22 protein-coding genes are annotated in these 26,363 nt (G+C 41.2%); 9 read left to right on the top strand and 13 right to left on the bottom strand.

Going from position 1 to position 26,363, the window contains the following annotated elements; all coding sequences use genetic code 11:
* Positions 1-50: 50 nt before the first annotated feature.
* From FTV27_RS00285 to rplU, 9 genes are all read right to left on the bottom strand, one after another.
* Complete coding sequence (locus FTV27_RS00285; RefSeq protein ID WP_218949468.1) at positions 51-551, bottom strand: hypothetical protein; 501 nt, start codon at positions 549-551, stop codon at positions 51-53.
* Positions 552-719: 168 nt separating this feature from the next.
* On the bottom strand, positions 720-1,199 hold the full coding sequence (locus FTV27_RS00280; RefSeq protein ID WP_180025806.1) for a tRNA (cytidine(34)-2'-O)-methyltransferase: 480 nt from the start codon (positions 1,197-1,199) through the stop codon (positions 720-722).
* 266 nt (positions 1,200-1,465) lie between these two features.
* The gene (gene cysG, locus FTV27_RS00275; RefSeq protein ID WP_180076728.1) at positions 1,466-2,866 is read right to left on the bottom strand and encodes a siroheme synthase CysG; all 1,401 of its coding nucleotides are present in this window, start codon (positions 2,864-2,866) and stop codon (positions 1,466-1,468) included.
* Between the two features lie 73 nt (positions 2,867-2,939).
* Positions 2,940-4,211, bottom strand: coding sequence for a serine--tRNA ligase (serS, locus tag FTV27_RS00270; RefSeq protein WP_078192204.1), 1,272 nt, complete (start codon positions 4,209-4,211; stop codon positions 2,940-2,942).
* A 117-nt stretch (positions 4,212-4,328) separates the two neighbouring features.
* Positions 4,329-5,120 (bottom strand): RsiV family protein, encoded by a 792-nt coding sequence (locus FTV27_RS00265; RefSeq protein ID WP_180076727.1) that lies wholly within the window; start codon positions 5,118-5,120, stop codon positions 4,329-4,331.
* 161 nt (positions 5,121-5,281) lie between these two features.
* The gene (lolA, locus tag FTV27_RS00260; protein WP_111885313.1) at positions 5,282-5,977 is read right to left on the bottom strand and encodes an outer membrane lipoprotein chaperone LolA; all 696 of its coding nucleotides are present in this window, start codon (positions 5,975-5,977) and stop codon (positions 5,282-5,284) included.
* Positions 5,978-6,209: 232 nt separating this feature from the next.
* Positions 6,210-7,601, bottom strand: coding sequence for a YadA family autotransporter adhesin (locus FTV27_RS00255; RefSeq protein WP_257229947.1), 1,392 nt, complete (start codon positions 7,599-7,601; stop codon positions 6,210-6,212).
* 183 nt (positions 7,602-7,784) lie between these two features.
* Complete coding sequence (gene rpmA / locus FTV27_RS00250; protein WP_067764378.1) at positions 7,785-8,039, bottom strand: 50S ribosomal protein L27; 255 nt, start codon at positions 8,037-8,039, stop codon at positions 7,785-7,787.
* 19 nt (positions 8,040-8,058) lie between these two features.
* A complete protein-coding gene (rplU, locus tag FTV27_RS00245) occupies positions 8,059-8,370 on the bottom strand; it encodes a 50S ribosomal protein L21 (RefSeq protein ID WP_078191390.1) in 312 nt (103 codons plus the stop codon).
* A gap of 459 nt (positions 8,371-8,829) precedes the next feature.
* Between rplU and sdsA the strand changes: the two genes are divergently transcribed.
* The 8 genes from sdsA to FTV27_RS00205 all read left to right on the top strand — a co-directional run bounded on the left by sdsA (position 8,830) and on the right by FTV27_RS00205 (position 19,547).
* Positions 8,830-9,807 (top strand): All-trans-nonaprenyl-diphosphate synthase, encoded by a 978-nt coding sequence (gene sdsA, locus FTV27_RS00240; RefSeq protein ID WP_078191391.1) that lies wholly within the window; start codon positions 8,830-8,832, stop codon positions 9,805-9,807.
* Positions 9,808-9,838: 31 nt separating this feature from the next.
* Complete coding sequence (locus FTV27_RS00235) at positions 9,839-11,890, top strand: site-specific recombinase (RefSeq protein ID WP_078192207.1); 2,052 nt, start codon at positions 9,839-9,841, stop codon at positions 11,888-11,890.
* Between the two features lie 152 nt (positions 11,891-12,042).
* Positions 12,043-12,639: a phosphatase PAP2 family protein gene (locus FTV27_RS00230; protein ID WP_078192208.1), complete on the top strand. Its 597-nt coding sequence runs from the start codon at positions 12,043-12,045 to the stop codon at positions 12,637-12,639.
* Between the two features lie 42 nt (positions 12,640-12,681).
* Entirely contained in the window at positions 12,682-13,947 is a 1,266-nt protein-coding gene (locus tag FTV27_RS00225) for an efflux RND transporter periplasmic adaptor subunit (RefSeq protein ID WP_180076725.1), read from the top strand.
* A gap of 12 nt (positions 13,948-13,959) precedes the next feature.
* Positions 13,960-17,139: an efflux RND transporter permease subunit gene (locus FTV27_RS00220; protein ID WP_111885287.1), complete on the top strand. Its 3,180-nt coding sequence runs from the start codon at positions 13,960-13,962 to the stop codon at positions 17,137-17,139.
* Positions 17,139-18,593 carry a multidrug efflux RND transporter AdeIJK outer membrane channel subunit AdeK gene (gene adeK, locus FTV27_RS00215; RefSeq protein ID WP_180034600.1) on the top strand — a complete coding sequence of 485 codons (1,455 nt, stop codon included), beginning with the start codon at positions 17,139-17,141 and terminating at the stop codon, positions 18,591-18,593. Before FTV27_RS00220 ends, adeK begins: the two co-directional genes overlap by 1 nt.
* Positions 18,594-18,743: 150 nt before the next feature.
* Positions 18,744-19,100, top strand: coding sequence for a YbjQ family protein (locus FTV27_RS00210; protein WP_078192212.1), 357 nt, complete (start codon positions 18,744-18,746; stop codon positions 19,098-19,100).
* A 3-nt stretch (positions 19,101-19,103) separates the two neighbouring features.
* Entirely contained in the window at positions 19,104-19,547 is a 444-nt protein-coding gene (locus FTV27_RS00205) for a YbjQ family protein (RefSeq protein ID WP_078192213.1), read from the top strand.
* Between the two features lie 33 nt (positions 19,548-19,580).
* Here FTV27_RS00205 and FTV27_RS00200 read toward each other — a convergent pair whose 3' ends face one another.
* The 3 genes from FTV27_RS00200 to FTV27_RS00190 all read right to left on the bottom strand — a co-directional run bounded on the left by FTV27_RS00200 (position 19,581) and on the right by FTV27_RS00190 (position 22,194).
* The gene (locus FTV27_RS00200; protein ID WP_180076724.1) at positions 19,581-20,597 is read right to left on the bottom strand and encodes a hypothetical protein; all 1,017 of its coding nucleotides are present in this window, start codon (positions 20,595-20,597) and stop codon (positions 19,581-19,583) included.
* Between the two features lie 74 nt (positions 20,598-20,671).
* Positions 20,672-21,478 (bottom strand): SDR family oxidoreductase, encoded by an 807-nt coding sequence (locus FTV27_RS00195; RefSeq protein WP_180076723.1) that lies wholly within the window; start codon positions 21,476-21,478, stop codon positions 20,672-20,674.
* Between the two features lie 44 nt (positions 21,479-21,522).
* Entirely contained in the window at positions 21,523-22,194 is a 672-nt protein-coding gene (locus tag FTV27_RS00190; RefSeq protein ID WP_180076722.1) for a hypothetical protein, read from the bottom strand.
* Between the two features lie 184 nt (positions 22,195-22,378).
* Between FTV27_RS00190 and FTV27_RS00185 the strand changes: the two genes are divergently transcribed.
* Positions 22,379-25,273, top strand: coding sequence for a valine--tRNA ligase (locus FTV27_RS00185; RefSeq protein ID WP_180076721.1), 2,895 nt, complete (start codon positions 22,379-22,381; stop codon positions 25,271-25,273).
* Positions 25,274-25,322: 49 nt separating this feature from the next.
* Here the strand turns inward: FTV27_RS00185 and FTV27_RS00180 are convergent, their stop codons facing one another.
* Positions 25,323-26,342: a reverse transcriptase domain-containing protein gene (locus FTV27_RS00180; protein WP_180076720.1), complete on the bottom strand. Its 1,020-nt coding sequence runs from the start codon at positions 26,340-26,342 to the stop codon at positions 25,323-25,325.
* Positions 26,343-26,363: the final 21 nt, after the last annotated feature.

Below are 26,363 nucleotides of genomic sequence, written 5' to 3'. Positions count from 1 at the left end.
CATCAAGGACATGGATCATTCACATAAATCAAAGCAGTGATAAAAATCACTTATTTTAAGCGGCAATTAAAACCCATCTTGGTATCAACGATATTATTTTCATAACCTAAGCTTTGAATAAATTGATTTCGATCTGCTACTAACTGCTGATCGGCAGGGCTAAGACGCGCTTTATTTTTTTGAGCCAAGCTGTATGTTTCATTGACTAAGTCTTGATATAGCCCACATACTTCCTGACGCTTTGCTTTTTTCAATTGGCGACCACCATACCAAGACCTCTCAAAATCGTCGGCTTTTAGTGTTTTTCCCCATTCCTCAATACGCTGATTTTGCCTTTGCTGCATTTCCAGCATACCCTGCTGTACTTCAGCTTTAGTAAAAGGCTTAATCACCTCAACCTTCGGTACAACTGGAACATTTTCTGTAGTTGCAGTGACGGTCACTGGTGTCTGTTCTGTTGTGTTCGATACGGTTGGATTAGCCCAACTCATTGATGAAATGAATCCGGTCGCAATCACGACACCAAAAGCTTTTAAATTTATAGATTTCAAGTTTTAAGTACCCGTTTTATTTCTTCACAGTGTTCTTATACACATTTTTATATTGATGCTGAAGTTTTTAAGCCCTTATTTTACAAAACTTCATTGCTGTAAACGGTTCACTGTGTTCACTCCCAATAAAAAACCGCTCGATAGAGCGGCTTTTTGAACAGATCACACTTAGACCAATTCTTTAAAGTCTTGCTGACGCCAAGCTTCATATAAAATCACAGCAGTAGCATTAGACAAGTTTAAACTACGCGAATTTGGTGCCATCGGCAGGCGAATCCAATGTTCTTTTGGGAACATCATACGGACATCTTCCGGCAAACCACGTGTTTCAGGCCCCATCAACAGTGCCACAGGACGATTTAAATTAGAGGTATGCGGTGTTTCAAAACCTTTGGTGGTTAATGGATAAATGGCATCCATGTCAATACCTTGCGCTTTTAAGCCCGCAAGGCATTCTTCAAAGTTTTCCCACACTTTCATGTGTGCCCATTCATGATAATCCAAACCGGCGCGGCGGAGTTTTTTATCATCCAGCTCAAAACCTAATGGCTTGACCAAATGCAACTGCGCTCCAGTATTGGCACATAAACGAATGATATTCCCTGTATTTGCAGGAATTTCTGGCTCGTATAAAACAACATGGATCACAGTTTTTTTCTCTACTCTTTAGTTAAATAATGGCTTAAAGCTCAGGCTATAGTTTCTATAGCTGTAGCATAAGTTTAGATGGTACAACAAGCGCTTGCTTATCTACATTGCTTAGCTTTCGCATTGCAATTGGACAATACAATAACTTGCTTATTCTCTTTGCTCAGGCATAGCCTTCGCCTTGCACGTGGACAATTCAGCAGCTTGCTTATCCTCTTTGCTCAGGCATAGCCTTCACCTTGCGCTCGGGCAACGCGTTGCGTTGCTTATCCTCGCTCATGCCATTGAAGTTGTTCACGCAGACTCACCACATCACCAATAATGGTCAATGTAGGCGCCTGAATTTGGTATTCACTGACTTTAGATGCAATATCTGCCAATGTCCCAACCACGACTTTTTGTTCAGGTGTCGTCCCTTTAGAAACCAATGCGACAGGCATATCTGGACGCTGCCCGTGCGCGATGAGTTTCTCACAAATTTTTTCTAGACCGACCAAGCCCATATACAGCACGAGCGTTTGATTTTGATAAACCAACTCATTCCAAGGTAGCTCCGGTGAACCTTCTTTGAGATGTCCTGTCAAGAAGCGTACACTTTGCGCATAATCTCGATGCGTTAAAGGAATCCCTGCATAAGCCGAACATCCAGAGGCAGCAGTAATTCCCGGAACGACTTGGAAGGCAACGCCTGCCGCAAAGAGTTCCTGAATTTCTTCACCGCCGCGGCCAAAGATGAACGGATCTCCACCTTTTAAGCGGCAGACGCGTTTTCCCTCAATGGCATATTTCACCAGTAAGGCATTGATGCCTTCTTGCGGAACAGCATGATTGGATCTTGCTTTACCTACATAGATTTTTTCGGCATCGCGGCGGCAGAGGTCCATAATCGGCTGAGAAACCAAACGGTCATAGATCACCACATCCGCTTGCTGCATTAAACGCAGAGCTTTTAAGGTCAACAGTTCAGGATCACCCGGCCCTGCCCCAACCAAATACACCTCACCTTTCGGCTGTTTCCATTCCAATAAGGCCTGTTCAATCAAACGATTGGCTTCAGTCAAATTGTCATTGAATACTTGCTCTTTGAGCGGACTTGCATACAAATCTTCCCAAAAAATACGGCGTTCATCTGGATTGACGATTTTGGCTTTAACAGCTGCGCGCCATTGGCCTGAGAACTCAGCCAGTTTGCCAATGCCATGTGGAATTGAGCTTTCTAACTGGGTGCGGATTTGGCGTGAAAGCACTGGCGATGTGCCATTGGATGCAACGGAGATGACCAGTGGAGAGCGGTCAATAATTGCAGGAACCATAAAACGGCAATGCGGCGGATCATCAACACTATTAACCAAGACATTTTCAGCTTCGCAGGCTTCAAAAACCGCCTGATTGACCGCTTTGTCATTGGTTGCTGCAATCACTAAACGAAACTGACGCAGCGCAATGGCATTTTCTTGATAAACCGATTCGTGATAAATCGAGTTGAGATATTGACCTTGGGTTTTATTAACCAAGGTCAATAAATCATCTTCAATTTCGGGTGAGCAAACTGTCAGCTGAGCGCCCGCTTTTGCAAGCAGCACAGCCTTTCGATATGCAATTCGACCACCACCAACAATCAGACAAGGTTGCTGCTGCAACTTCAAAGAGATTGGAAAGATATCCACACACGACCTCAATAGTTTAAATCTGATTGTCTTAAGCAATTTTTGTGCACAAATGTATGCACTTTATCGACTATTAATCGATAAATTCAGCACCGCCCATATATGGACGAAGTACTGCTGGAATTTCAATTGAACCGTCTGCACGTTGATAGTTTTCCATCACGGCAAGTAAAGTACGCCCAACTGCCAAACCTGAACCATTTAGCGTGTGTACAAACTCAGTTTTCTTTTGGTCAGTACGGTAACGTGCTTTCATGCGACGTGCTTGGAAGTCACCCATGCATGAGCAAGATGAAATTTCACGGTAGGTATTTTGACTTGGCACCCAAACTTCTAAATCATAAGTTTTGATTGCACCAAAGCCCATGTCTCCGCCACACAGAACGACTTTACGGTATGGTAAGCCTAATGCTTGAAGAATACCTTCGGCATGACCCGTTAATTCTTCCAACGCATCCATCGAAGTTTCAGGTTTTACAATCTGAACCATTTCTACTTTGTCAAATTGGTGTTGACGGATCAAACCACGTGTATCACGGCCATACGAACCCGCTTCACTACGGAAACATGGCGTATGCGCTGCATATTTTAATGGCAAACGTTCTGGATCAATGATTTCATCACGCACGAAGTTGGTTACAGGCACTTCTGCAGTCGGGATCAGGTAGTATTCTTTTTCGCCTTGAAGTTTGAATAAATCCTCTTCAAATTTAGGCAATTGGCCTGTACCACGTAAAGAATCTGCATTAACTAAATAAGGTACATACGCTTCTGTATAGCCATTTTCCAAGGTATGTGTATTTAACATAAATTGGGTAATTGCACGCTGTAAACGCGCCAATGGGCCTTTGAGTACGCTAAAACGAGTACCTGTCAATTTGGTTGCGGTTTCAAATTCTAAACCGCCCATCATTTCACCCAAGTCAGTATGGTCTTTGATCTCAAAATCAAACTGACGTGGTGTACCCCACTTTAGAACTTCAACATTGTCATTTTCGTCTTTGCCTTCTGGCACAGACTCATGAGGTAAATTTGGAATCGATAAAGATTTGGCTTCAAGTTCAGCCTGAAGCTCAGAAAGTGCAACTTCTGCGGCTTTAATTTCATCACCAATAGCAGACATACGTGCCATGATTTCAGATGCATCACCGCCAGCTTTTTTAATTTGACCAACTTGTTTTGCACCAGCATTACGTTCAGCTTGTAACGACTCAGTTTTAGACTGAATTTCCTTACGGCGAGCTTCAAGGTCTGCCCACTCTGCTACGTTAAGTTGAACACCACGTTTTGCTAAGGCTAAGTTTACAGCCTCAATATTATTTCTGAGTAATTTCGGGTCGATCATAGCCAATCTTAAGTAAAGAAAAAAACTGGCTATAGTGTAAGCTCTTAACACTCAAAAATACAGTGACCGAGCTTACAGCTGCCCCTTATTAAACCAATAATCTTGCTTCAAATTGTCTTATTTGGTGTCGTAATTTGGCAAACTTGGTAAATATTCAGGTTTAAATAGTCCTTTAACTGTAAAATATGGAAGTTTTAGCTCAGGCATGCCCTCTGCATAACTCGCCAATTCATACAGTGGATAAGCAAATACAATCCCGTTCGCCCCATAATAAAAATTATCACTTAACTGTAGTTTTGAACGTTCAATATTATGACTATCTAACCACATATAGTTGGCATCAAAAAGTGCGCTAATCACTTTCGCATCTGCACCTTTGACCAAGACATCTTGTAAAGCCAAACGTTTTTTGGCTTTTAAATCAAAATTGACATATTCAACATGGGACATACCATGAGCCGCATGCGCTGCGTAGGTATAGCTTTCGATTGCAAAAGTTGCGATATGTCCCCACTGACTAATATATCGAACAGAAGTGGTACTTTGACTTAAGCCTGCATCCGTCTTGTCTGATAAATCGATTTTTTGATTCGGCTCAGTTGAAAATGCAATCGGGTCTGCTTTTTTAATCCGATCAATAAAATATTGATTAATCCAATCAACATTGGTTTCAACTGTTTGAATCCTATATTGGGTACAACCTTCCGCATCGCAAGCTTGAGCTTTTGGTAATTGCATCTCGACAGATTTAGATTGAATAAGTGGAATCGCATCAGCGACGACCGCTGGCTTCTGTTCCGTTGTTTCACCTTCAACAGGTTCATTTCGAGGATGGCAGGCCGTTAATGACCCGATTAAAACCACAGCTGAAACAGCCCAAGCTATATTATTCATATGATTTTTTTTCATCCCAAAATTCCCTATAGCAACAGTCAAAACCACAAGTCACTTCATTTAAGCAAACTGTGAATATCAGCATACTACTAAATTTCTCTTATATTCAGCTTGCTGGCTTTACATTTCTCCATAAAAAAAGCAGACCGATGTCTGCTTTTTTTCGATTATGAGAATTATTGATCAATAATGTCCGTACCTTTTGGAGGTACAAAATTAAAGGTTGACGCTGGAATAGACGCATTCACCTTCACATTATTGAAACGTACATGGGTTGTTTGACCTAATGAGTCTTGGAGAATCATTAAAGTCGGCGCATTTTTCGCACCAAAACTAATGGTTAAGCTTTGAAACACACCATCATCACTTTTTGGATATAAAGTGTAATAAGTTTTGGTCTTATTCGGCTGTGTAATACGATAAGACTTCATGATTTGAGCAGTATTACCTGACAATAATAATGCAGGCGTATTCGCAACTTGGTCATCTAAGCTTTGGCGTACTGCTTGTTGTAGGTCTGGGTCATAGATCCAAACTGTTTTACCTGTGGTCGCAATAGTTTGCTTAGATGGGCTGGTTGTTTCCCAATAGAATTTACCCGGACGCTGAACTTTCATGACCCCAGTAAAAGTTTGGTTCATATGCTGCGCACTTAAACCTTTCTTTTGAGTAGCTTTGGGGTTAGTCACTTTTGTAGTTTGCTGAAAGTTAGCTGTAAAACTTTTAATACCCGATAATTGTTTCACCAAATTGGCAGTTGCCTGCTGCTCCGACGCTGCAACTGGTGCCGCGAATACTGTCGTACTCATAACCGGTGCCAGTGTCGCTGCACCTAATGCCATAGCACAGATGGTTTTACGAAGCATTTTCATAGATTCACCTTTTATATTTGCATCAACGCAATTTGTTAGATGGCTCCATCTTAAACCACTTTCATTGACTAAATTTAGAGAAAATAAGAAGTTTTGTATGGTTATTAATGCAAATTGCTGTTTTTTATTCATCATGATGGAGAAATATAAAATAAAAAGGCACTTAATTTGACTCAAATGCCTTTCAAATAATTAAACCATGATTTAGCAATTTTAATAATCCAATATTGAGTTATTTCCATTGCCAACCGATCGATGCACCAGCGCCAAAGTCACCTTCAGAATTCCCTGTTGCAGCCAATTTATACACATATTTATTGGTTTCAGTCACTCCACTGAAACCAACTGCATAGCCTTGTGAACCTTCCCAAGCCCCCATACCTACGCTAAACATGTTGTATCCGGCATCTGTGGGTTGCGGTAAGGAGGCGATTGCAATACTTGAAGCAACAGCACCGTAAACATTATCTTTAAATTTATTGAAATTATGGTTCAATTCATTCACACGTTGATTGGTATAACTATTGGCTTGATTAAGTACATTTGCCCCATGCTGATCTGTATATGCTTTTGAACTATTTAACACTTCTAGATCTACTTGACGCATTTGTTTCACGTTTACCGCATCGGTGTCTGCCGTACCTGCTGCCACATGAATAATTTGCCGCTCTGCACCAGCCGAGCCAACGGAAACCGTATTATTGCGGTCAGAGCTTGAACCATTACCAAGTACAACAGCATTATTTGCAGAGGTGTTGATATTGTTACCAACCACATAGGTATTATTACCTGTAACTGTGTTATTTGAACCTACAGCACCAGATCCATCACCACTGACGGTATTGTTTACACCGAGGGCAATAGACTGATTACCATCAGCTTTATTACCTGCACCGACTGCAATCGCATCTTGTCCATTCGCAGTTGGTTTAGGTGCTGTATTGGCAACGTTTGATTGTATTTTAATGTACGGATCTGTTCCTTTTAAGCTCAACAACCATTCAACTTCAGTACCGACAAATCCATTTTTTATCGCAAGTTCATATGCACTGAAACCATTTTCACCTGTTAGCCCTTGTGCGCCAACTGCACCATGTAGACTTTCTAGCCATTGGTCTTCATTGCCTTCATAACCATTGTTCACCGCAACTTGATAAGCACTTGCACCATCTAAACCATTGCTACCATTCAGACCGTTCAACCCATCCTTACCATCGATGCCGTCTCGGCCATTTAATCCATCTTTACCAGTAGCACCTGTAGCGCCTGTTGCTCCAGTATCGCCTTTGTCACCTTTAGCTCCAGTCTCACCCTGTGCACCTGTTGCTCCTGTCTCACCAGCAGGACCTTGAGGTCCCATTGGCCCTACTGGCCCAGGAATACCACTATTGCAACGATTACAAGTATGCTCAGGATATGACGAGCCACTCCCACCAGCCCATGCAATTGAGCCTAGAGAAAGTAAAATACTCACAGCAAGTAATTTTGGTACAGCTTTAATAGCGATTGAAGTTATTTCACCAAGTCCTAGTGTCTTTTCAAATGCAATTTGTTGGCTTTTATCAGGACAATTCCTTTTCTGATAGTCAGCATTGATAAAAACTGTATTCAATATTTTATTCATGTCCCTATCCTTTTTTTGTATTTGTACTCCTCTATTACGTTCTTTATTTTTTGTGATTTAAATCACTATTTATGGTGATTTATTGATATATACATCGTTTGTAACAATCTAAAATAATACCTCACATTTTCTTCAGACGAAAAAAAACCCGCAAAAAAATGCGGGTCTTTTTTCTATTAAAGCTTACGCTTCAACAGATACGTAGCGACGACCGAATTGGCCTTTCACTTCGAATTTTACAACGCCGTCAGCAGTTGCAAATAAAGTATGGTCACGGCCCATACCTACATTTACACCAGCGTGGAATTCAGTACCACGTTGACGAACGATGATGTTACCAGCAGTCACAGATTGACCGCCGTAGATTTTAACACCCAACATTTTTGGGTTCGAGTCACGACCGTTTTTAGTCGAACCACCGGCTTTTTTAGTTGCCATGTCTACTTACTCCTCGTAATTAGCCTGAAATAGCTGTAATTTTCAACTCAGTGAACCATTGACGGTGACCTTGTTGTTTACGATAGTGTTTACGACGACGCATTTTGATGATGCGGATTTTGTCGTGACGACCATGACTAACTACTTCAGCAGTTACTTTAGCGCCAGCTACTACTGGTGCACCAATTTGAATGCTGTCACCGTTAACAAGCATCAACACGTCATCAAAAGTAACAGTTGAGCCAGTTTCAGCTTTCAATAATTCTACTTTAAGGGTTTCACCCTCAACTACACGGTGTTGTTTACCACCGCTTTGGATTACTGCGTACATTTAAGTACTCCAAACATGCCCGTGTTGTCGTGCCGGTAAAGGGATATACCGATCTTAAAACGATCGTCACTGGGGTTTCGCAAAGGCAAAGATTTTAAGGGATAACCCGAAAAACAACAAGTCATTTCCGTAAAATATTAGATGAGTATGCGTTTATTATATAAACAGTGTCATTAAAACCATTAAAATGAGTGCTCTATTTCACTTATCATGCTTTTGGCAAGGTTTGACATAGATTTTTAGCAACAATTCGCTAATATACACTGGACTGACATCAACAACATGCTGTTCAAACAACATGCTAAAGATAAAAGTCTGTTAAAAAATAAGTACAATACTTCCGCTTGATGAAAAAAATCACTTAAGATTAAGTCAATTGAGTAAGTTCTTATCTGTTATTCATATAACAAATTGCTACACTACGTCTGTAATTCAAAAATTATTGAGGTTTCTCTTCATATGACCATCGACTTTAAGCAAGATATTCTCGCGCCTGTTGCTACTGACTTTGCTGCGATGGACAAATTTATTAATGAAGGAATCACGTCTAAAGTTGCCTTGGTCATGGCAGTCAGTAAACATGTGGTTGAAGCAGGCGGTAAACGCATGCGTCCCATTATGTGCTTACTTGCAGCAAAGGCTTGTGGCGCAGAAGATTTAGAAAAACACCGTAAACTTGCAGCAATTATTGAAATGCTACATACCGCAACCTTGGTTCATGACGACGTAGTCGATGAATCGGGATTACGCCGTGGTCGCCCAACCGCAAATGCGACATGGAATAATCAAACTGCCGTACTAGTGGGGGATTTTCTAATTTCACGAGCTTTTGATTTATTGGTGGATCTAGACAGCAAAGTATTACTCAAAGACTTTTCAACGGGTACCTGTGAAATTGCTGAAGGTGAAGTTTTACAACTTCAATCACAGCACCAACCCGAAACTACTGAACAAACCTATTTAGATATTATTCACGGTAAAACTTCGCGTTTATTTGAGCTCGCTACCGAAGGTGCAGCGATTCTGACTGGTACACCAGAGTACCGTGAACCGCTTAGAAAATTTGCGGGACACTTTGGAAATGCCTTTCAAATTATTGACGATATTTTAGATTACACCTCAGATGCTGAAACATTAGGTAAAAATATTGGCGATGATTTGATGGAAGGTAAACCAACTTTACCTTTAATCTCTGCCTTAAAGAATACCACTGGCGAAGAACATGACATTATTCGCCGCAGTATTGCCACAGGTGGTACGGCAGATTTAGAGCGTGTTATTCAGATTGTACAAAGCTCTGGGGCACTTGATTATTGTAGCCAACGAGCGACTGAAGAAACTGAGGCAGCACTAGCCGCTTTAGCAGCGCTACCAGATACTGAATATCGTCAAGCTTTAATCAACCTCGCAAACTTGGCATTACACCGAATTCAATAATTAACAATATTCATCGTAATTCCCCTTGCCTATGCATATAAAACTCAATGATATCTTTTTGACCATGCAGCAACAGCTCGATACCCCTCGGGCTGTGCTGGATGAAAACTTGCTGATCGAATTGGTCAACCGAATTCGACCAGAAGATACAAAAAATACCGACGAAATTAAGAAAAAATTTCAGGCTTTCATCCAAGCTTTACTCATCACGCCAGATGCAGCCTCTACCCTGCAAAGTTTTGTCCTAAAACTCATTAGCCGATATAAACAAACCAGTTTATATGCGGACACGGGTATTTTGTCTCTCGATGGTTTCTGGGGACAACTGTTCCAACGGCTTGGCGCACATTTTCTTCCTCTGATCAATGACGAAACTCAATTACAAGATTTAGTCCGTCGAGTTTTTTATCGTCATAGCGACAAATATTGGCTGGACAGTATTGATGATCAGCAATGGATGCAGCTCTTTCGATTGTTTAACCAAGGTCATAGCAATCAGGAAGAAAAAAAGAAAATTCGCCGTGAGTTAATTAAAGCTATTACCGTTTTGTCCTATCGGGTAAGTGGTATTGGCTTATATCCTGAATTTATTAATGCACAGCCTGAACTGACCGAATATGAATCACCTTTTTTGGTGCAAAACCGTGAAATAAATGATTTTATTCAGCAGTATAAAAAGCTCCATCAAAGTGCTGAAGAAATGAGTGCTGTGCTACCGCCAGATGCTTCTCAAGCGTTGGTAATGCTGGAACAATGTCGTGATGTGGTGCTGAAGATTCGGCGTGCGACCAAACGAATTGGTGTAAGTGTCAGCCTGACTTACTTATTGTCGCTTTTAGAACAGTGTTTAGATCGCTTAGAAATCTTACTCAACCTGATTGTTGAAGAAGATGATGTCCGCTATGTGTCTATGGGTAGTTTACTCAGTGATGTGACGTCAGCGATTTATAGCGAGCGCAGTGTGCGCGATTTGCTCGCCACCAATAGTGAATTGGTTGCCCTACAAGTCACCGAAAACGCAAGTAAAACCGGCGAACACTATGTAAGTACGGACAAACAAGGCTTTATGAGCATGTACCGATCTGCGGCAGGTGCCGGTGTGATCATTGCCTGTATGGCAACTTTAAAAGTACTGATGGCCCGTGTCAGCATGGCACCGCTCATGCAAGCCATTTCATATAGTCTGAACTACTCTTTCGGCTTTATGCTGATTCATGTCTTACATTTTACTGTTGCCACTAAACAGCCTGCGATGACAGCTGCTGCCCTTGCCTCGACGGTTCAGCATCGTAAAGGCTCGAAAATGGCGCAGATTGCCGAGCTTGCCGCGCTGATTATTAACATCATTCGAACCCAGTTTATTGCAATCTTAGGCAACATCAGTATTGCGATTCCTGTTGCAGCATTGATCGCATTAAGTTGGGACATGGCTTTACATGAGCCATTAATGAATCATGCAAAAGCAGCTAAAACCTTACACGACCTCAATCCATTTACCTCATTGGCTGTGCCACATGCTGCGATTGCTGGGGTATGTTTGTTTTTATCAGGTTTGCTTGCTGGATACTTTGACAACATGGCGATCTATCGCAAAGTTGGACCACGGATTCAAGCACATCCAAAGTTAAAACGCATCATGGGTCAAGAGAGACTGGATAAGCTTGCCGCTTACATTGAGCGAAACTTAGGTGCTTTAGCAGGTAACTTCTTATTCGGGATCATGCTGGGCAGTATGGGAACGATTGGATTTATTTTTGGTTTACCTTTAGATATTCGCCATATCGCCTTCGCCTCGGCCAACTTCATTCAAGGCCTCATCAATATTAATGGTTCACCAGACATTGGCTTAATCATTGTGTCATTCTTAGGGGTTATTCTGATCGGTCTGACTAACTTATTCGTCAGTTTCACGTTAACCATTATTGTGGCACTACGGGCACGTCGCGTAAGATTTGAACAATGGAAACCACTGGCTAAACTGGTGATGACTCATTTTCTAACGCGACCAAGTGATTTTTTCTGGCCACCGAAAACCCCACTTGAAGTTGAAGATGGCACACAAGCCAGTAAGAACAATCATTAGCAGATTTGTGTTTTATTTTAGTAAGATGTAAATGAACACAAAAAATAAAATCAGTATGATTTACACATACTTGAAATAAAGTGTACTGATGAGTACACTTTAGTCCATTAATTAACCGAGCTCAAACCGGTTAAAATGACAAGGAATAAAATATGCCACGAACGCTACTGTTTGTTGGTTTTTTTGCATTAATTATCAGTGTGTTGTCGCTTTATTCTAGCTATTTAAATCTATTAGATTTAAATATCGTAGAATGGATGAGTCAGCACCGTATTGCTGTTTTTAATCAAATTGCCATCGGACTTTCCGCGCTAGGGGGCATGCCTTTTGTATTATTTTTCACCACGCTATGGTGTTTACACTTTGCGTGGTATAAAAAATACACAGAGATTGTTTTTATCAGTATAGGGATCTTTGGAAGTATCGGCCTTGCATGGTTGCTTAAATTTACGTTTACCAGACCGCGTCCCCCAGAAATGTACCATCTTGTAGCGTCTTACGGGAGTTCATTCCCAAGCGCACACAGTTGTTATGCTGCATCGCTTGCGTGTCTGATGATCTTGATTTGCCGACAACATGCTCAACATCGTTTGATCACCATTTTGGCATTGTTATGGATGCTGTGTATGGGTGTTTCGCGAGTATATGTTGGGGTTCATTTTCCGACAGATGTCTTATCCGGTTGGAGCATAAGTTTTATTTGGATCGCGCTACTTTATTTGAGTTACATCAAAATCAGTAAAGCGTAAACAAATGAATAATTTAGATAAATATCTAATTGAGGTGGAACAATGATGTCTGCAAAGCTTTGGGCTCCTGCCCTGACTGCTTGCGCATTGGCAACAAGTATTGCACTTGTTGGTTGTAGCAAAGATCCTAAAGATGCACAGCAAGCTGCTGCTGCACAGCAAATGCCACCAACTGAAGTCGGTGTCATTGTTGCCCAACCGCAAAGCGTTGAACAATCTGTTGAACTTTCAGGCCGTACATCTGCCTATGAAATTTCAGAAGTACGTCCACAAACCAGTGGTGTAGTACTGAAACGTCTATTTGCAGAAGGTAGCTATGTTCGCGAAGGACAAGCCTTGTACGAGATCGACTCGCGTACAAACCGTGCTTCAGCTGACAGTGCTCGTGCTGCTTTAAGACGTCAACAAGCAAATTTAGGCGTGTTACGTGTTAAAGAAGGTCGCTACCGTCAGCTTGTGGGATCAAATGCGATTTCTAAACAAGAATATGACGATATTGTTGCGCAAGTAAAACTGGCTGAAGCAGACGTTGCTGCATCTCAGGCAGAACTTAAAAATGCAGAAATTAACTTAGGTTACTCAACTGTACGTGCGCCAATTTCAGGTCAAACCAACCGTTCTACAGTGACAGCGGGTGCTTTAGTTACTGCATCTCAGGCTGATCCATTAGTCACAATTCAACGTCTTGATCCAATGTACGTTGACATTAACCAATCAAGTGCTGAACTTCTTCGCTTACGTCAACAATTAAGCCAAGGCAACTTAGACAGCAGTAATAACACCAAAGTGAAATTACGTCTTGAAGATGGTAGCGAATACCCAATTGAAGGTCGTCTTGCATTTTCTGATGCAAGTGTGAACCCCGATACAGGTACGGTTACACTTCGTGCTGTTTTTTCTAACCCGAACCATTTATTGCTTCCGGGTATGTTTGCCAATGCTCGCATCGTTCAAGGTGTGATTCCAAACGCTTACCTGATTCCACAAGCTGCTATTACACGTACTCCTACAGGTCAAGCGATTGCAATGATTGTGAATGCAAAAGGTGCTGTTGAATCTCGTCCTGTAACCACTGTTGGTACACAAGGTTCGAATTGGATCGTTACTCAAGGCTTAAACACTGGCGATAAAGTGATTGTTGACGGTATTGCGAAAGTTAAGCCAGAACAACAAGTTGTAGCCAAACCGTATCAACCTCAGGCTGCTGCACCTCAAGGTGCGCAACAACCTGCTGCAGCAAAGCCAGATGCTAAAGTTGCAGAACAAGCAGCACCTAAATCTGAACAAAAAGCTACTTCAAACGCATAGGGAGTAGACTGAATGGCTCAATTCTTTATTCATCGCCCCATTTTTGCGTGGGTGATTGCATTGGTGATTATGTTGGCGGGTGTACTCACGCTATCTAATATGCCAATTGCACAGTATCCGACCATTGCACCGCCAACGGTTTCAATCTCTGCGACTTACCCTGGTGCATCTGCAGAAACAGTTGAAAACACCGTAACCCAAATCATTGAACAACAAATGAATGGTTTGGATGGCTTACGTTATATTTCGTCAAACAGTGCGGGTAACGGTCAGGCATCTATTACATTGAACTTTGAACAAGGGATCGATCCAGATATCGCCCAAGTTCAAGTCCAAAACAAACTCCAGTCTGCGACAGCGCTATTACCTGAAGATGTACAGCGTCAAGGTGTAAAAGTCACCAAATCTGGCGCAAGCTTCCTACAAGTTGTAGCATTCCACTCACCGTCGGGTAAGTTGACTGCGGACGACATTAAGGACTATGTAAACTCGAATATTTCTGAACCTCTCAGCCGTGTGGCAGGTGTAGGTGAAGTCCAAGTATTCGGTGGTTCTTATGCGATGCGTATTTGGCTAGATCCAGCCAAAATGGCAAACCTGAAAGTTACACCGAGTGATGTGGCTGCGGCTATCCGTACACAGAATGCTCAGGTTGCTGTTGGTCAGTTAGGTGGTGCGCCTGCAACTGAAGGTCAAGTACTGAACGCGACAGTTACAGCACAAAGTTTGTTGCAAACACCAGAGCAGTTTAAAAACATTTTCCTGCGTAACAGTAGTGATGGTGCTCAGGTACGTTTAGGTGATGTTGCACGTGTTGAATTAGGTGCTGACAACTATCAGTTCGACTCTAAGTTCAACAACAAACCTGCTGGTGGTGTAGCGATCAAACTAGCAACTGGTGCAAACGCATTAGATACAGCCGAAGCTGTTGAAGCACGTTTAAAAGAACTACGTCCAAACTACCCTGAAGGTTTAGAAGACACGCTTGCATTTGATACGACTCCATTCATTAAGTTATCGATTGAAAGTGTTGTACATACCCTTGTAGAAGCCGTGATTCTCGTATTCTTTGTGATGTTCTTGTTCTTACAGAACTGGCGCGCAACGATTATTCCGACATTGGCTGTACCTGTAGTGGTATTGGGTACTTTTGCTGTCATTAACATGTTTGGTTTCTCGATCAACACACTCACCATGTTCGCGATGGTACTGGCGATTGGTCTCCTCGTGGATGATGCTATTGTTGTCGTAGAGAACGTTGAACGTGTCATGGTTGAAGATCATCTTGACCCCGTGACTGCAACTGAAATCTCAATGAAACAGATCTCGGGTGCCTTAATCGGTATTACCTCTGTGTTAACCGCTGTATTCGTGCCGATGGCATTTTTCGGTGGTACGACAGGTGTAATTTATCGTCAGTTCTCAATCACGCTGGTAACAGCAATGATTCTGTCATTGATTGTAGCATTGACCTTTACCCCTGCCCTATGTGCGACCATGTTGAAACAACATGATCCAAACAAACCTGAAAGCAACAATATCTTTGCCCGTTTCTTCCGTTGGTTTAACAGCTCTTTTGATAAAGTTGCGCATAAATACCAAGGCGGCGTGAACTTCATGACACACCACAAGATTTTCTCTGGTGTGATTTATGCAGTTGTAATCGGCTTATTAGTGCTTTTATTCCAAAAGTTACCATCATCATTCTTACCTGAAGAAGACCAAGGTGTTGTAATGACACTGGTACAGTTACCACCGAATGCCTCACTTGAGCGTACGGATAAAACTGTCACTGCAATGACCGATTACTTCCTGAAAAACGAAGAAAAATATGTCGATTCTGTATTCAGTGTTGCCGGTTTCTCGTTCACAGGTGTAGGTCAAAACGCAGGTCTTGCATTCATCAAGTTAAAAGATTGGGAAGACCGTACATCACCTGAATCTCAAGTGGGTGCGATTATTCAACGTGGTATGGCATTGAACATGATCGTGAAGGATGCTTCATACATCATGCCAATCCAATTACCAGCAATGCCTGAATTGGGTGTAACTGCCGGCTTCAACTTGCAGTTAAAAGCTTCTGCAGGTCAAACTCATCAACAACTTATCGATGCCCGTAATATGGTGCTCGGTATGGCTGCTCAAGATAAACGCCTCATGGGTGTTCGTCCTAACGGTCAAGAAGATACACCACAGTACAAAATCACGATTGATCAAGCTCAAGCTGGTGCAATGGGTGTGAGTATTTCTGAGATTAACACCACAATGGGTATGGCATGGGGTGGTTCTTACATCAATGACTTCGTTGACCGTGGTCGTGTGAAGAAAGTCTATGTACAAGGTGAAGCTGCGGCACGTATGATGCCTGAAGACCTGAGCCAGTGGTATGTCCGTAACAACCAAGGCACAATGGTTCCATTCTCGACCTTCGCTACTGGTGAATGGACTTATGGTTCACCGCGTCTTGAACGTTATAACGGTATCGCATCTGTGAACATTCAAGGTTCACCGGGTGTGGGTGTAAGTTCGGGCGATGCGATGAAAGCGATGGAAGAAATTGTACAAAAACTTCCTTCGATGGGCGTTCAAGGCTTTGACTATGAATGGACTGGTTTATCTCTAGAAGAACGTGAGTCTGGCGCACAAGCACCATTCTTATACGCACTTTCATTGTTAATCGTCTTCCTATGTCTTGCTGCCTTGTATGAAAGCTGGTCTATTCCGTTCTCAGTATTACTGGTTGTACCATTAGGTGTATTGGGTGCGTTATTACTGACTTTCCTTGGAATGGTGTTCTTCAAAAATCCAAACTTGGCGAATAACATTTACTTCCAGGTGGCTATTATTGCCGTCATTGGTTTGTCCGCGAAGAATGCGATCTTGATCGTAGAATTCGCCAAAGAACTTCAAGAAAAAGGTGAAGATCTGTTTGACGCAACATTGCATGCCGCTAAAATGCGTCTACGTCCAATTATCATGACTACTTTAGCCTTCGGTTTTGGTGTACTTCCGCTTGCGCTTTCTTCGGGTGCAGGTGCAGGTAGCCAGCACTCCGTAGGTTATGGTGTATTGGGTGGCGTAATCAGTTCTACCCTACTTGGTATCTTCTTTATTCCTGTGTTCTATGTATGGATCCGAAGTATCTTTAAGTACAAACCAAAACAACAAAATAATCAGGAGCATTTATCGTGATGCAAAATGTATGGTCTATTGCAGGTCGTAGCATTGCGGTTTCTTCACTTGCGCTTGCTTTGGCTGCCTGCCAAAGCATGCGTGGTCCAGAGCCGGTTGTTCAGACCAATATCCCCGAAAGCTACACAGCAAGTGCTTCTGGTACTTCTGTTGCTGAACAAGGATATAAAGATTTCTTTGCTGACCAACGTCTGGTACAAGTTCTTGACTTAGCTTTAGCCAATAACCGTGACCTACGTACGGCTGCTTTAAATATTGAACGTGCACAGCAACAGTATCAAATCACTGCCAATGGTCAATTACCAACCATTGGTGCAAGTGGTAGCGTACTTCGTCAAGACACGTTGAATACACAAAAGCCTATCACCTCTTACAATGTCGGTTTAGGTGTCACTGCCTATGAACTTGATTTTTGGGGTCGTGTACGTAGCTTAAAAGACAATGCTTTAGACAGTTACCTTGCAACTGCAAGTGCCCGTGATGCGACACAAATTGCGTTGATCGGTCAAGTGGCTCAAGCATGGTTAAACTATGCATACGCTAACTCAAACTTGAAGCTTGCGGATCAAACCTTAAAGGCTCAGCTTGAATCTTACAACCTCAACAAAAAGCGTTTTGATGTCGGTATTGACAGTGAAGTTCCTGTTCGTCAGGCTCAAATTTCTGTAGAAACTGCACGTAATGATGTTGCGAATTACAAGACTCAAATTGCTCAAGCGCAAAACTTATTGAACCTATTAGTGGGTCAACAAGTACCTGCGAACTTGCTGCCAAATCAACGTGTCAGTCGAATTACTTCGACCAATACCATTGGTTCAGGTATTCCAAGTGACTTGTTGAACAACCGTCCAGATGTACGTGCAGCTGAATATAAACTGTCTGCTGCTGGTGCGAACATTGGTGCAGCTAAAGCACGTCTGTTCCCTACGATTAGTCTGACAGGTTCAGCGGGTTATGCTTCAACGGACTTAGGTGATCTATTTAAATCAGGCAACTTTGTATGGTCTGCTGGCCCTAGCCTAGATATTCCAATTTTCGACTGGGGTACACGTCAGGCAAATATTAAAGTTTCTGAAACTGACCAGAAAATTGCATTGTCTGATTATGAAAAATCAGTTCAGTCAGCTTTCCGTGAAGTGAATGATGCGCTTGCAGTTCGCCAAAACATTGGTGACCGTATTGCAGCACAGCGCCGTTTAGTTGATGCAACCAACACAACGTACAAACTATCAAATGCTCGCTTCCGTGCTGGTATTGATAGCTACTTAACTGTACTGGATGCGCAGCGTGCATCTTATGCAGCTGAGCAAGGTTTGTTGTTGCTTGAACAAGCAAATCTCAACAATCAAGTTGAATTGTATAAAACACTTGGTGGTGGTATCAAAGCCAACACTTCTGATGCTGTGCAATACCAACCTTCTACTGCTGAGCGTAAAGCTGCATCAAAACAATAATTTGATTTAGCCTAGCCAGTAATATTTGAAAAGCTCACTTCGGTGGGCTTTTTCATTTTTAGATCGAAGCTTTAAAATAAAAATGAATTTATTGCTTTTTGCTAAAGAGTTTTCTATCTTCAATTCACCTTTTTATATTGATAACTAAAAATGCTTTTAAGTAATCTTGAATCTGTTCCGGGTCATACCATTACACAACAACTTGATGTCGTTTATGGCAGTACTGTCCGCAGTAAACATGTTGGTCGTGACTTTATGGCTGGCCTAAAAAATATCGTGGGTGGTGAACTCAAAGGTTATACAGAACTACTCGAAGAATCCCGTCAAGAAGCTATGAGCCGTATGATTGATAAAGCACGTGCCTTAGGCGCGAATGCGGTCGTCGGTATCCGTTTTTCAACCTCAAATATTGCTCAAGGCGCCTCTGAATTATTTGTGTATGGCACGGCTGTTCGCGTAGAAGCCAACTCAGCAAAACTCCCAGACCCATTTCCAACTCAGGACTAAGTCATGGATGCCTTTATTTTTAAAGTCCTGATCTTTGTGGTGCTCTTTTGTATTGGTTGGGGCTTCGGTCGCCATATCGAACAAAAACATCTCAAAGAACTCGAAGCTCAAGAAAAGCGATTGGCACATATTCGCATAGACAACAACCGCTTTAAAACTACTGAACATTTCGGACAACTTATTTCGAGTAATGTAGTGATTTCACATGATTATTTTAAATATGTGATTGCCAATATTCAGAACTTCTTTGGCGGACGTTTAACCAGTTATGAAAGCATCGTCGATCGGGCACGTCGTGAAGCCGTGGTGCGTTTAAAGCAAGAAGCTGAAAAGATGGGCGCAAACCAAATTATGGGCTTACGTTTAAGCACCACTGAGTTGGGTATGCAAGGTGGCATGGTCGAAGTCTTTGCGTATGGAACAGCAATTCAAAAGAGAGACATCTGATCTCTCTACTTCTCCCCAATTCATTTTTACTATTTAATTTACTTTACACAATGTGTTTTCAAACTCTTCATAACTCACATTTTCATTGCGACAAACTTTAAAACAAACTTCATTAAATTTCTTTTCATCAATATTTGGATCATGATAACTAAATGCAACATCTCCAGCATAAGCACGTGCCAGATCTTGCACCACAATGTCAGCTTTACATCCATATAAAGTTGGACATGCCTCTAATGTTCCATCGTAATACTCTTTACACTGAGTCGGTTCGACATCCACCTTATTGGGTTTTTGCATCGACACATTTAAACCATTTTCATTCATTAGAAGAAAATATTGAAGTTTTCTAAATGGTTTTAAGTCAATCTCGAGTCCCGAATGATTGATACGAGCCAATTGATCTTTGTAAGAATTATGATCATCTGAGATTAACTCTGCATTACCAGCTTTGTCGATTTTGATAAAGCTATAGTTGACAGGCATATATGCGCCACTCCCCTTATGTGCAATCACTTCGATCAAATGATCTTTCGCAATAAATGCTCCCGTAAATACAGTCGATTCAACACTGGTCAGCAACTTACCTTTCACTAAAACACAATATCCAAAACATTGATCTTTAAATCTAGCCTGATCGCCTTTAAAATCATCAACAGGATGAAATTCAGCTCGCCATTTAAAATCACCAATTTTATTCGAGCTATAAGGTAATTTATCAACATCTGAATCTTGAGGATTTTGACTGTAATACTCAGACTTCAATAATCCTTTTTCATCAAACAGTGCTTCGATCGGTAACCACCCCTCATTTGGTCCTCGCATAACAACTTCTGCACTCGCCGCTTCAACTTTAGGTTCAATCTCAACAGATTCAATAACGGGTTCTGATACAGTTCCTATTTCTTTTTCAGGCTTTTCGAGCGTTGACTTCTGCTCAATTTTTTGAGTTTTCTGTTTAAAATAAAAATATGCCACTGTACCGATTGCACCAATGATTGCGCACAAAATGATGGCTATTCCCCATTTGTTAAAATTATTCTTTTTCATTTCTTATAATCTCGTTACTCATTAAAAAAGTCACTGTTAAGAGTGACTTTTAAACTATTTAAACTTGATAAAATTTACTTCACTTTGGTTTTACGAATCATTTTATATAACGTTGTCGGTGATAATCGAGATACCCAAACACCGAGCTTTTCTTTAGAACCACCCACCACGATGTATTCTTCCCCACGTTGCAAAGATTGAACCACCGTTTCGGCAAACTCATTGGCTTCTAGACCATTTTCAATGGCTTCATCCTGATGCCCTTGTGGCTTGCCGGCACCATTGAGTGCATTAAATGAAACATTGGTTTTGACAAATCCGGGGAATATCACCGATACGCCCACCCCTTGATCCGCAACTTCTGCACGTAGACTGTTTGCCCACATATGAATGGCAGCTTTTGCAGCAGAATAGGTCGCGCGGTACTGTGTCCCTAATAAGCCTGCAACACTTGAAACAAAAGCAATTCGACCCGACTTTTGCGCTAAAAAAGTCGGTAAAACGGTTTTAGTCAAATAGACTTGCGAAAAATAATCTACTTCCATGATGGCACGTTCAGTTTGCATAGTCGTATCCGTAATCAATGCACGCTGACTCAATCCCGCATTATTGATTAGCCAATCAATTCGACCTTTATGCGCAAGGACTTGTTCATAAGCATGGCGAACTTGTTCTTCATTGGTAATATCTGCACACACTGAAAGATGCTTATCTGGATGTAATAATGATACCCGGACTTTTTCCAACTCTTCAAAACGACGTGCGGTCAAAATGACCTGCGCCCCTTGCAAAGCACATTCTTTTGCTAAAGCTTCTCCCAAACCTGAAGATGCCCCAGTAATCCACACCACTTTTCCATTCAAATCATCTCGTTTTGCCATTTTGACATCCTTTTAAATAACTAATTTATTCATTTATATGTATTTTATGCTTTACGTAGTACAGGCTCATTGTTCAAAAACACCATAAAATGGTCAAAATACTGACTCATCGATTGTGCATCATAAATTTTGCCGAGTTTATCAAAACGTTTATAACCGAGTTGCGTGGTGAGATTGATGACACCGGTTAAAGTTTTATCCACCACCATATTAAATTTCAGCATTTTTTTTGGTTCTCGCACCAAATGCGTCACCCCGGCATCGACCACTTGTGTAAATGCCTTCAATGCGAGTGGGACATATTGATTCTGCCCTTCTTTCATTTGATTGACATAGGCAAGCAAGTCGGTGGCTAAAGAGGCATCGATCGGATAATGCATATAATGCTGACCATCTTCGCTGTAAAAACGTCCATATAAATAATTTACCATCGGTACAAGGCGGTCATTGCTGAAAAAAGACACCGACCACGGCATATATTTACGGGTCGTTTCACGTATTTGCTGAATAATTTTTTCGGATTCATTGTCTCCAGACTTATTCATGCGCGCCATTTGGCCAAAAACTTGATCTAAAATTTCACATGCAATATCCGCTAGATTATCCCCTAAGGCTTTGGACTGACTTTCTGTTTCAGCTGCATTGAGTTTTTGATGAATCGTCTCAAAACGTTGATATGTCGTAGGTTGAATCTTTAAAGAAATAGAATAAGTCATTTGATATTGCTCCTTTTATCTTAGTTTTGGGATCAATGGATACTTCTTATCTTAGGTCCTATCATACGGACTCTTTTATTTACTGCCAAATCCTAAAAGTTAACATTCGCCCAACATCCCTAATTCACCATTTTTTTTGCTACAATAGATCTAATTTTTTATCCACTTTTGATCTGTTTAGACTATGACTGATTCAGCGCAAAATATTGCTACGACCTACGATCCGACCGAGATCGAAAAAAAATGGTACAAGACTTGGGAAGAGAGAGGCTACTTCAAGCCATCTCAAAAAGGTGATTCATTCTGTATTATGATTCCGCCACCAAACGTCACTGGTAGCTTGCACATGGGTCATGGTTTCAACAATGCCATTATGGATGCGTTGACTCGTTATAACCGTATGTCTGGCAAAAACACCCTTTGGCAGCCAGGTACCGACCATGCAGGTATCGCAACGCAAATGGTTGTTGAACGTCAATTGGGCGCAGAAGGCATTAGCCGTCACGACCTTGGCCGTGAAAAGTTCATCGAAAAAGTGTGGGAATGGAAAGAACAATCTGGCGGTAATATTACCCGTCAAATCCGTCGCCTCGGTTCTTCTGTAGACTGGTCACGTGAACGCTTCACCATGGATGAAGGTTTATCAAATGCGGTAAAAGAAGTGTTTGTAAAACTGCATGAAGAAGGCTTAATTTACCGTGGTAAACGCCTAGTCAACTGGGACCCTAAACTACAAACTGCCCTTTCTGACTTAGAAGTTGAGTCTGATAAAGAAGAAGCAGGTTCACTTTGGCACTTCAAATATTTCTTTGAAGACAAATCAATCCGCACCCACGATGGTAAAGATCACATTGTTGTGGCGACAACACGTCCTGAAACATTGCTTGGCGATACAGCAGTTGCGGTTGCGCTTGATGATGAACGCTATGCGGCGCTTGTAGGTAAAAACATTATCCTGCCAATTACAGGCCGTGCTGTTCCTATCGTAAAAGACGAATATGTAGACAAAGAATTTGGTACAGGCTGTGTGAAAATCACCCCTGCACACGACTTCAATGACTATGAAGTGGGCAAACGCTGTGAACTTCCAATCATCAACATCTTCAACAAAAATGCTGAAGTTCTTGCTGAGTTTGAATACATCGCAAAAGCGGGCGAGCAAATTTCTAAAACCATTCCTGCACCTGCGGACTACATTGGTTTAGAACGTTTTGAAGCACGTAAAAAATTGGTTGCTCAAGCGGAAGCTGAAGGCTGGTTAGACCAAATTCAACCATATACCTTGAAGCCACCTCGTGGTGACCGTTCAGGCGTGATCGTTGAGCCACTTCTAACAGACCAATGGTACGTAAAAATTGCACCACTTGCTGAGCCTGCAATTAAAGCGGTTAAAGATGGCGACATCAAATTTGTACCTGAGCAATACAGCAACATGTACATGGCTTGGATGAACAACATTCAAGACTGGTGTATCTCTCGTCAATTGTGGTGGGGTCACCGTATCCCTGCTTGGTACGATGCTGAAGGCAACGTATACGTTGGTCGTTCTGAAGAAGAAGTTCGTGCGAAAAACAACATCCCTGCGGATGTACGTTTAGATCAAGACGAAGACGTATTGGATACATGGTTCTCTTCAGGTCTTTGGACATTCTCAACTTTAGGTTGGACTGGCGACGCTGCGAAAGATAAAGAAAACTATTTCTTAAATACGTTCCACCCGACTGATGTACTGGTAACAGGTTTTGACATTATCTTCTTCTGGGTTGCCCGCATGATCATGATGACCATGCACTTCATGAAAAATGAAGATGGCACACCGCAAGTTCCGTTCAAAACTGTGTACGTTCACGGTTTGGTTCGTGATGGCGAAGGTCAGAAAATGTCTAAATCTAAGGGTAACGTGCTTGACCCATTAGATTTGATTGACGGTGTGGATCTTGAAACTTTAGTACAAAAACGTACTACAGGTTTGATGAACCCGAAACAAGCAGCGAAGATTGAAAAATCAACACGTAAAGAGTTCCCTGAAGGTATTCAGTCTTACGGTACTGATGCGGTTCGTTTCACATTCTGTGCGCTTGCGAACACTGGCCGTGACATTAAGTTCGACATGAAACGTGTTGAAGGTTACCGTAACTTTGCCAACAAAATCTGGAACGCTACCCGTTTCGTGATGATGAACTGCGAAGAGCAAGTGATTGGTCAAGAAGTTCGTCAAGACCTTTGGGAATTGCCTGAACAATGGATCGTGAGCCGTCTGCAAAAAGCGGAACAAGCGGTGCAAACAGCATTCGCGACTTACCGTTTAGACTTGGCTGCGCAAGCGATTTACGAGTTCATTTGGAATGAATACTGTGACTGGTATGTAGAGCTGACTAAGCCTGTTCTAAATGATGAAAACGTATCAGTTGAGCGTAAAGCTGAAGTTCGTCGTGTATTGCTTGCAGTAATGGAAGCGTCTTTACGTTTGGCTCATCCATTGATGCCGTACCTTACAGAAGAAATTTGGCAAACGCTTGCGCCGAAACTGAACATTTCTGGCGAAACAATCATGTTGGCTCAGTACCCTGTTGCAGATGAAGCGAAAATCAACGAACAAGCTGAAGCAGATATGCAATGGCTGCAAGGTTTGATTGGTGCGGTACGTAACATCCGTGGTGAAATGGGTCTAGGTAATGCGCGTTTGTTGCCTGTACTTCTTCAAAACACCACTGATGCTGAAAAAGCACAAATCGCACGTATTGAACCGTTGTTCAAAGCATTGGCTAAAGTTGAAAGCATTACTTTCCTTGCTGACGGTGAACAACCGCCATTGTCTTCTTCTTCTGTTGTAGGTCACGTATCTGTTTACGTTCCAATGAAGGGTTTAATTGACCCTAAAGCGGAATTAGGTCGTTTACAGAAAGACTTAGACAAGGTTCAAAAACAGCATGACCAAATTGCGACTAAACTTGGCAATGAAGGTTTTGTCGCGAAAGCGCCTGCGGCTGTGGTTGAAGGCGAGAAAGTAAAACTTGCTGAATTTGCTGATCAGTTAGCGAAGATTAAAGCGAATATGGAGCAAATTGCAGCGCTTTAATGTGTTGTTAGTTTGGTTCAAAAAAATCCCCTCTTCGTGAGGGGATTTTTTATTCGATGATATTTTTTAATATATTCTTATAGTTTATAAATTCTAAATTTTCAGGTTCAATACTAAGTACAAAATTTATTTTTCCCAATAAAGAATATACGTAATTAGGGTCTTTGATTCTTTTTTTTGAAACATGAGAAATTAGTCCAAATTTTTTAATATAATATAAGTCTTGAATTAACTCTCTTTTATATTTTTTAGGTGCAAAAATATTATTATTTTTAATTTGTACTCCAGTTATAATATTCTGATTAACATTAATTTTTAACCTTGTCTTTTCTGAATTAACTTTAAAACCATATTTTTTTATTAAAAAAATACAGAAGTTCTTAAAATTTAAAGAAATTTCCGTACCTGAAAAAACCATATCATCTGCATATCTAGTATAGAGAATATTATTTTTAATGGCGTAATTGTTTAATTTTTTATCAAGACCAAAGAAAATTAAGTTTGATAATGCTGGGCTTGTAGGAGCTCCCTGTGCCAAACTCTCCTTATAGCAACACAACTTAGCCAAATAAAAAGATAATTTTTTTGAATATCCCAATTTATGAAAATAATTAATTACCCAACTTAAAGGAATAGAGGGAAAGAATTTTCGAATATCTAACTGTAAAAACACCTTGGAACTTTTATGAACACTAGCATTAGTAATAATGGATTTTTTTTCAACGAAACCATGAGCAGACTTATGAATATAACCTTGCTTCAATATACTTTGGTATATCCATTTTTGGACTTTCTTTAATGATTTAAAAGGTGTGGTAATACGACGATTTTCTCCATTTTTTTGAAGAATATCAAATGATCTATAAAATTTTTCAGTTGAAAAAATCATTGAATACAGAGTAGAAACATTTATCCCAACCAATTTAGATAAATGTTCTATTTCAAAAATAACAGGTACATTATTCCCTACCAGTTTTTTTATTACTTCTGAATATTCTTCTATATATTCATCTTTAAGACCAATATCTTCAAAATATTTAGTCCAATTTTTAGCAATATGTTTTGTCATAATAGACCTGTAAGGATTACC

It is taken from the genome of Acinetobacter sp. YH12251 (assembly GCF_013417465.1).
In the GTDB taxonomy this organism is placed as follows: Bacteria; Pseudomonadota; Gammaproteobacteria; order Pseudomonadales; family Moraxellaceae; genus Acinetobacter; species Acinetobacter amyesii.
The sequence above is the reverse complement of the archived record's forward strand: the minus strand, read 5'-3'. Positions and strand labels throughout refer to the sequence as shown.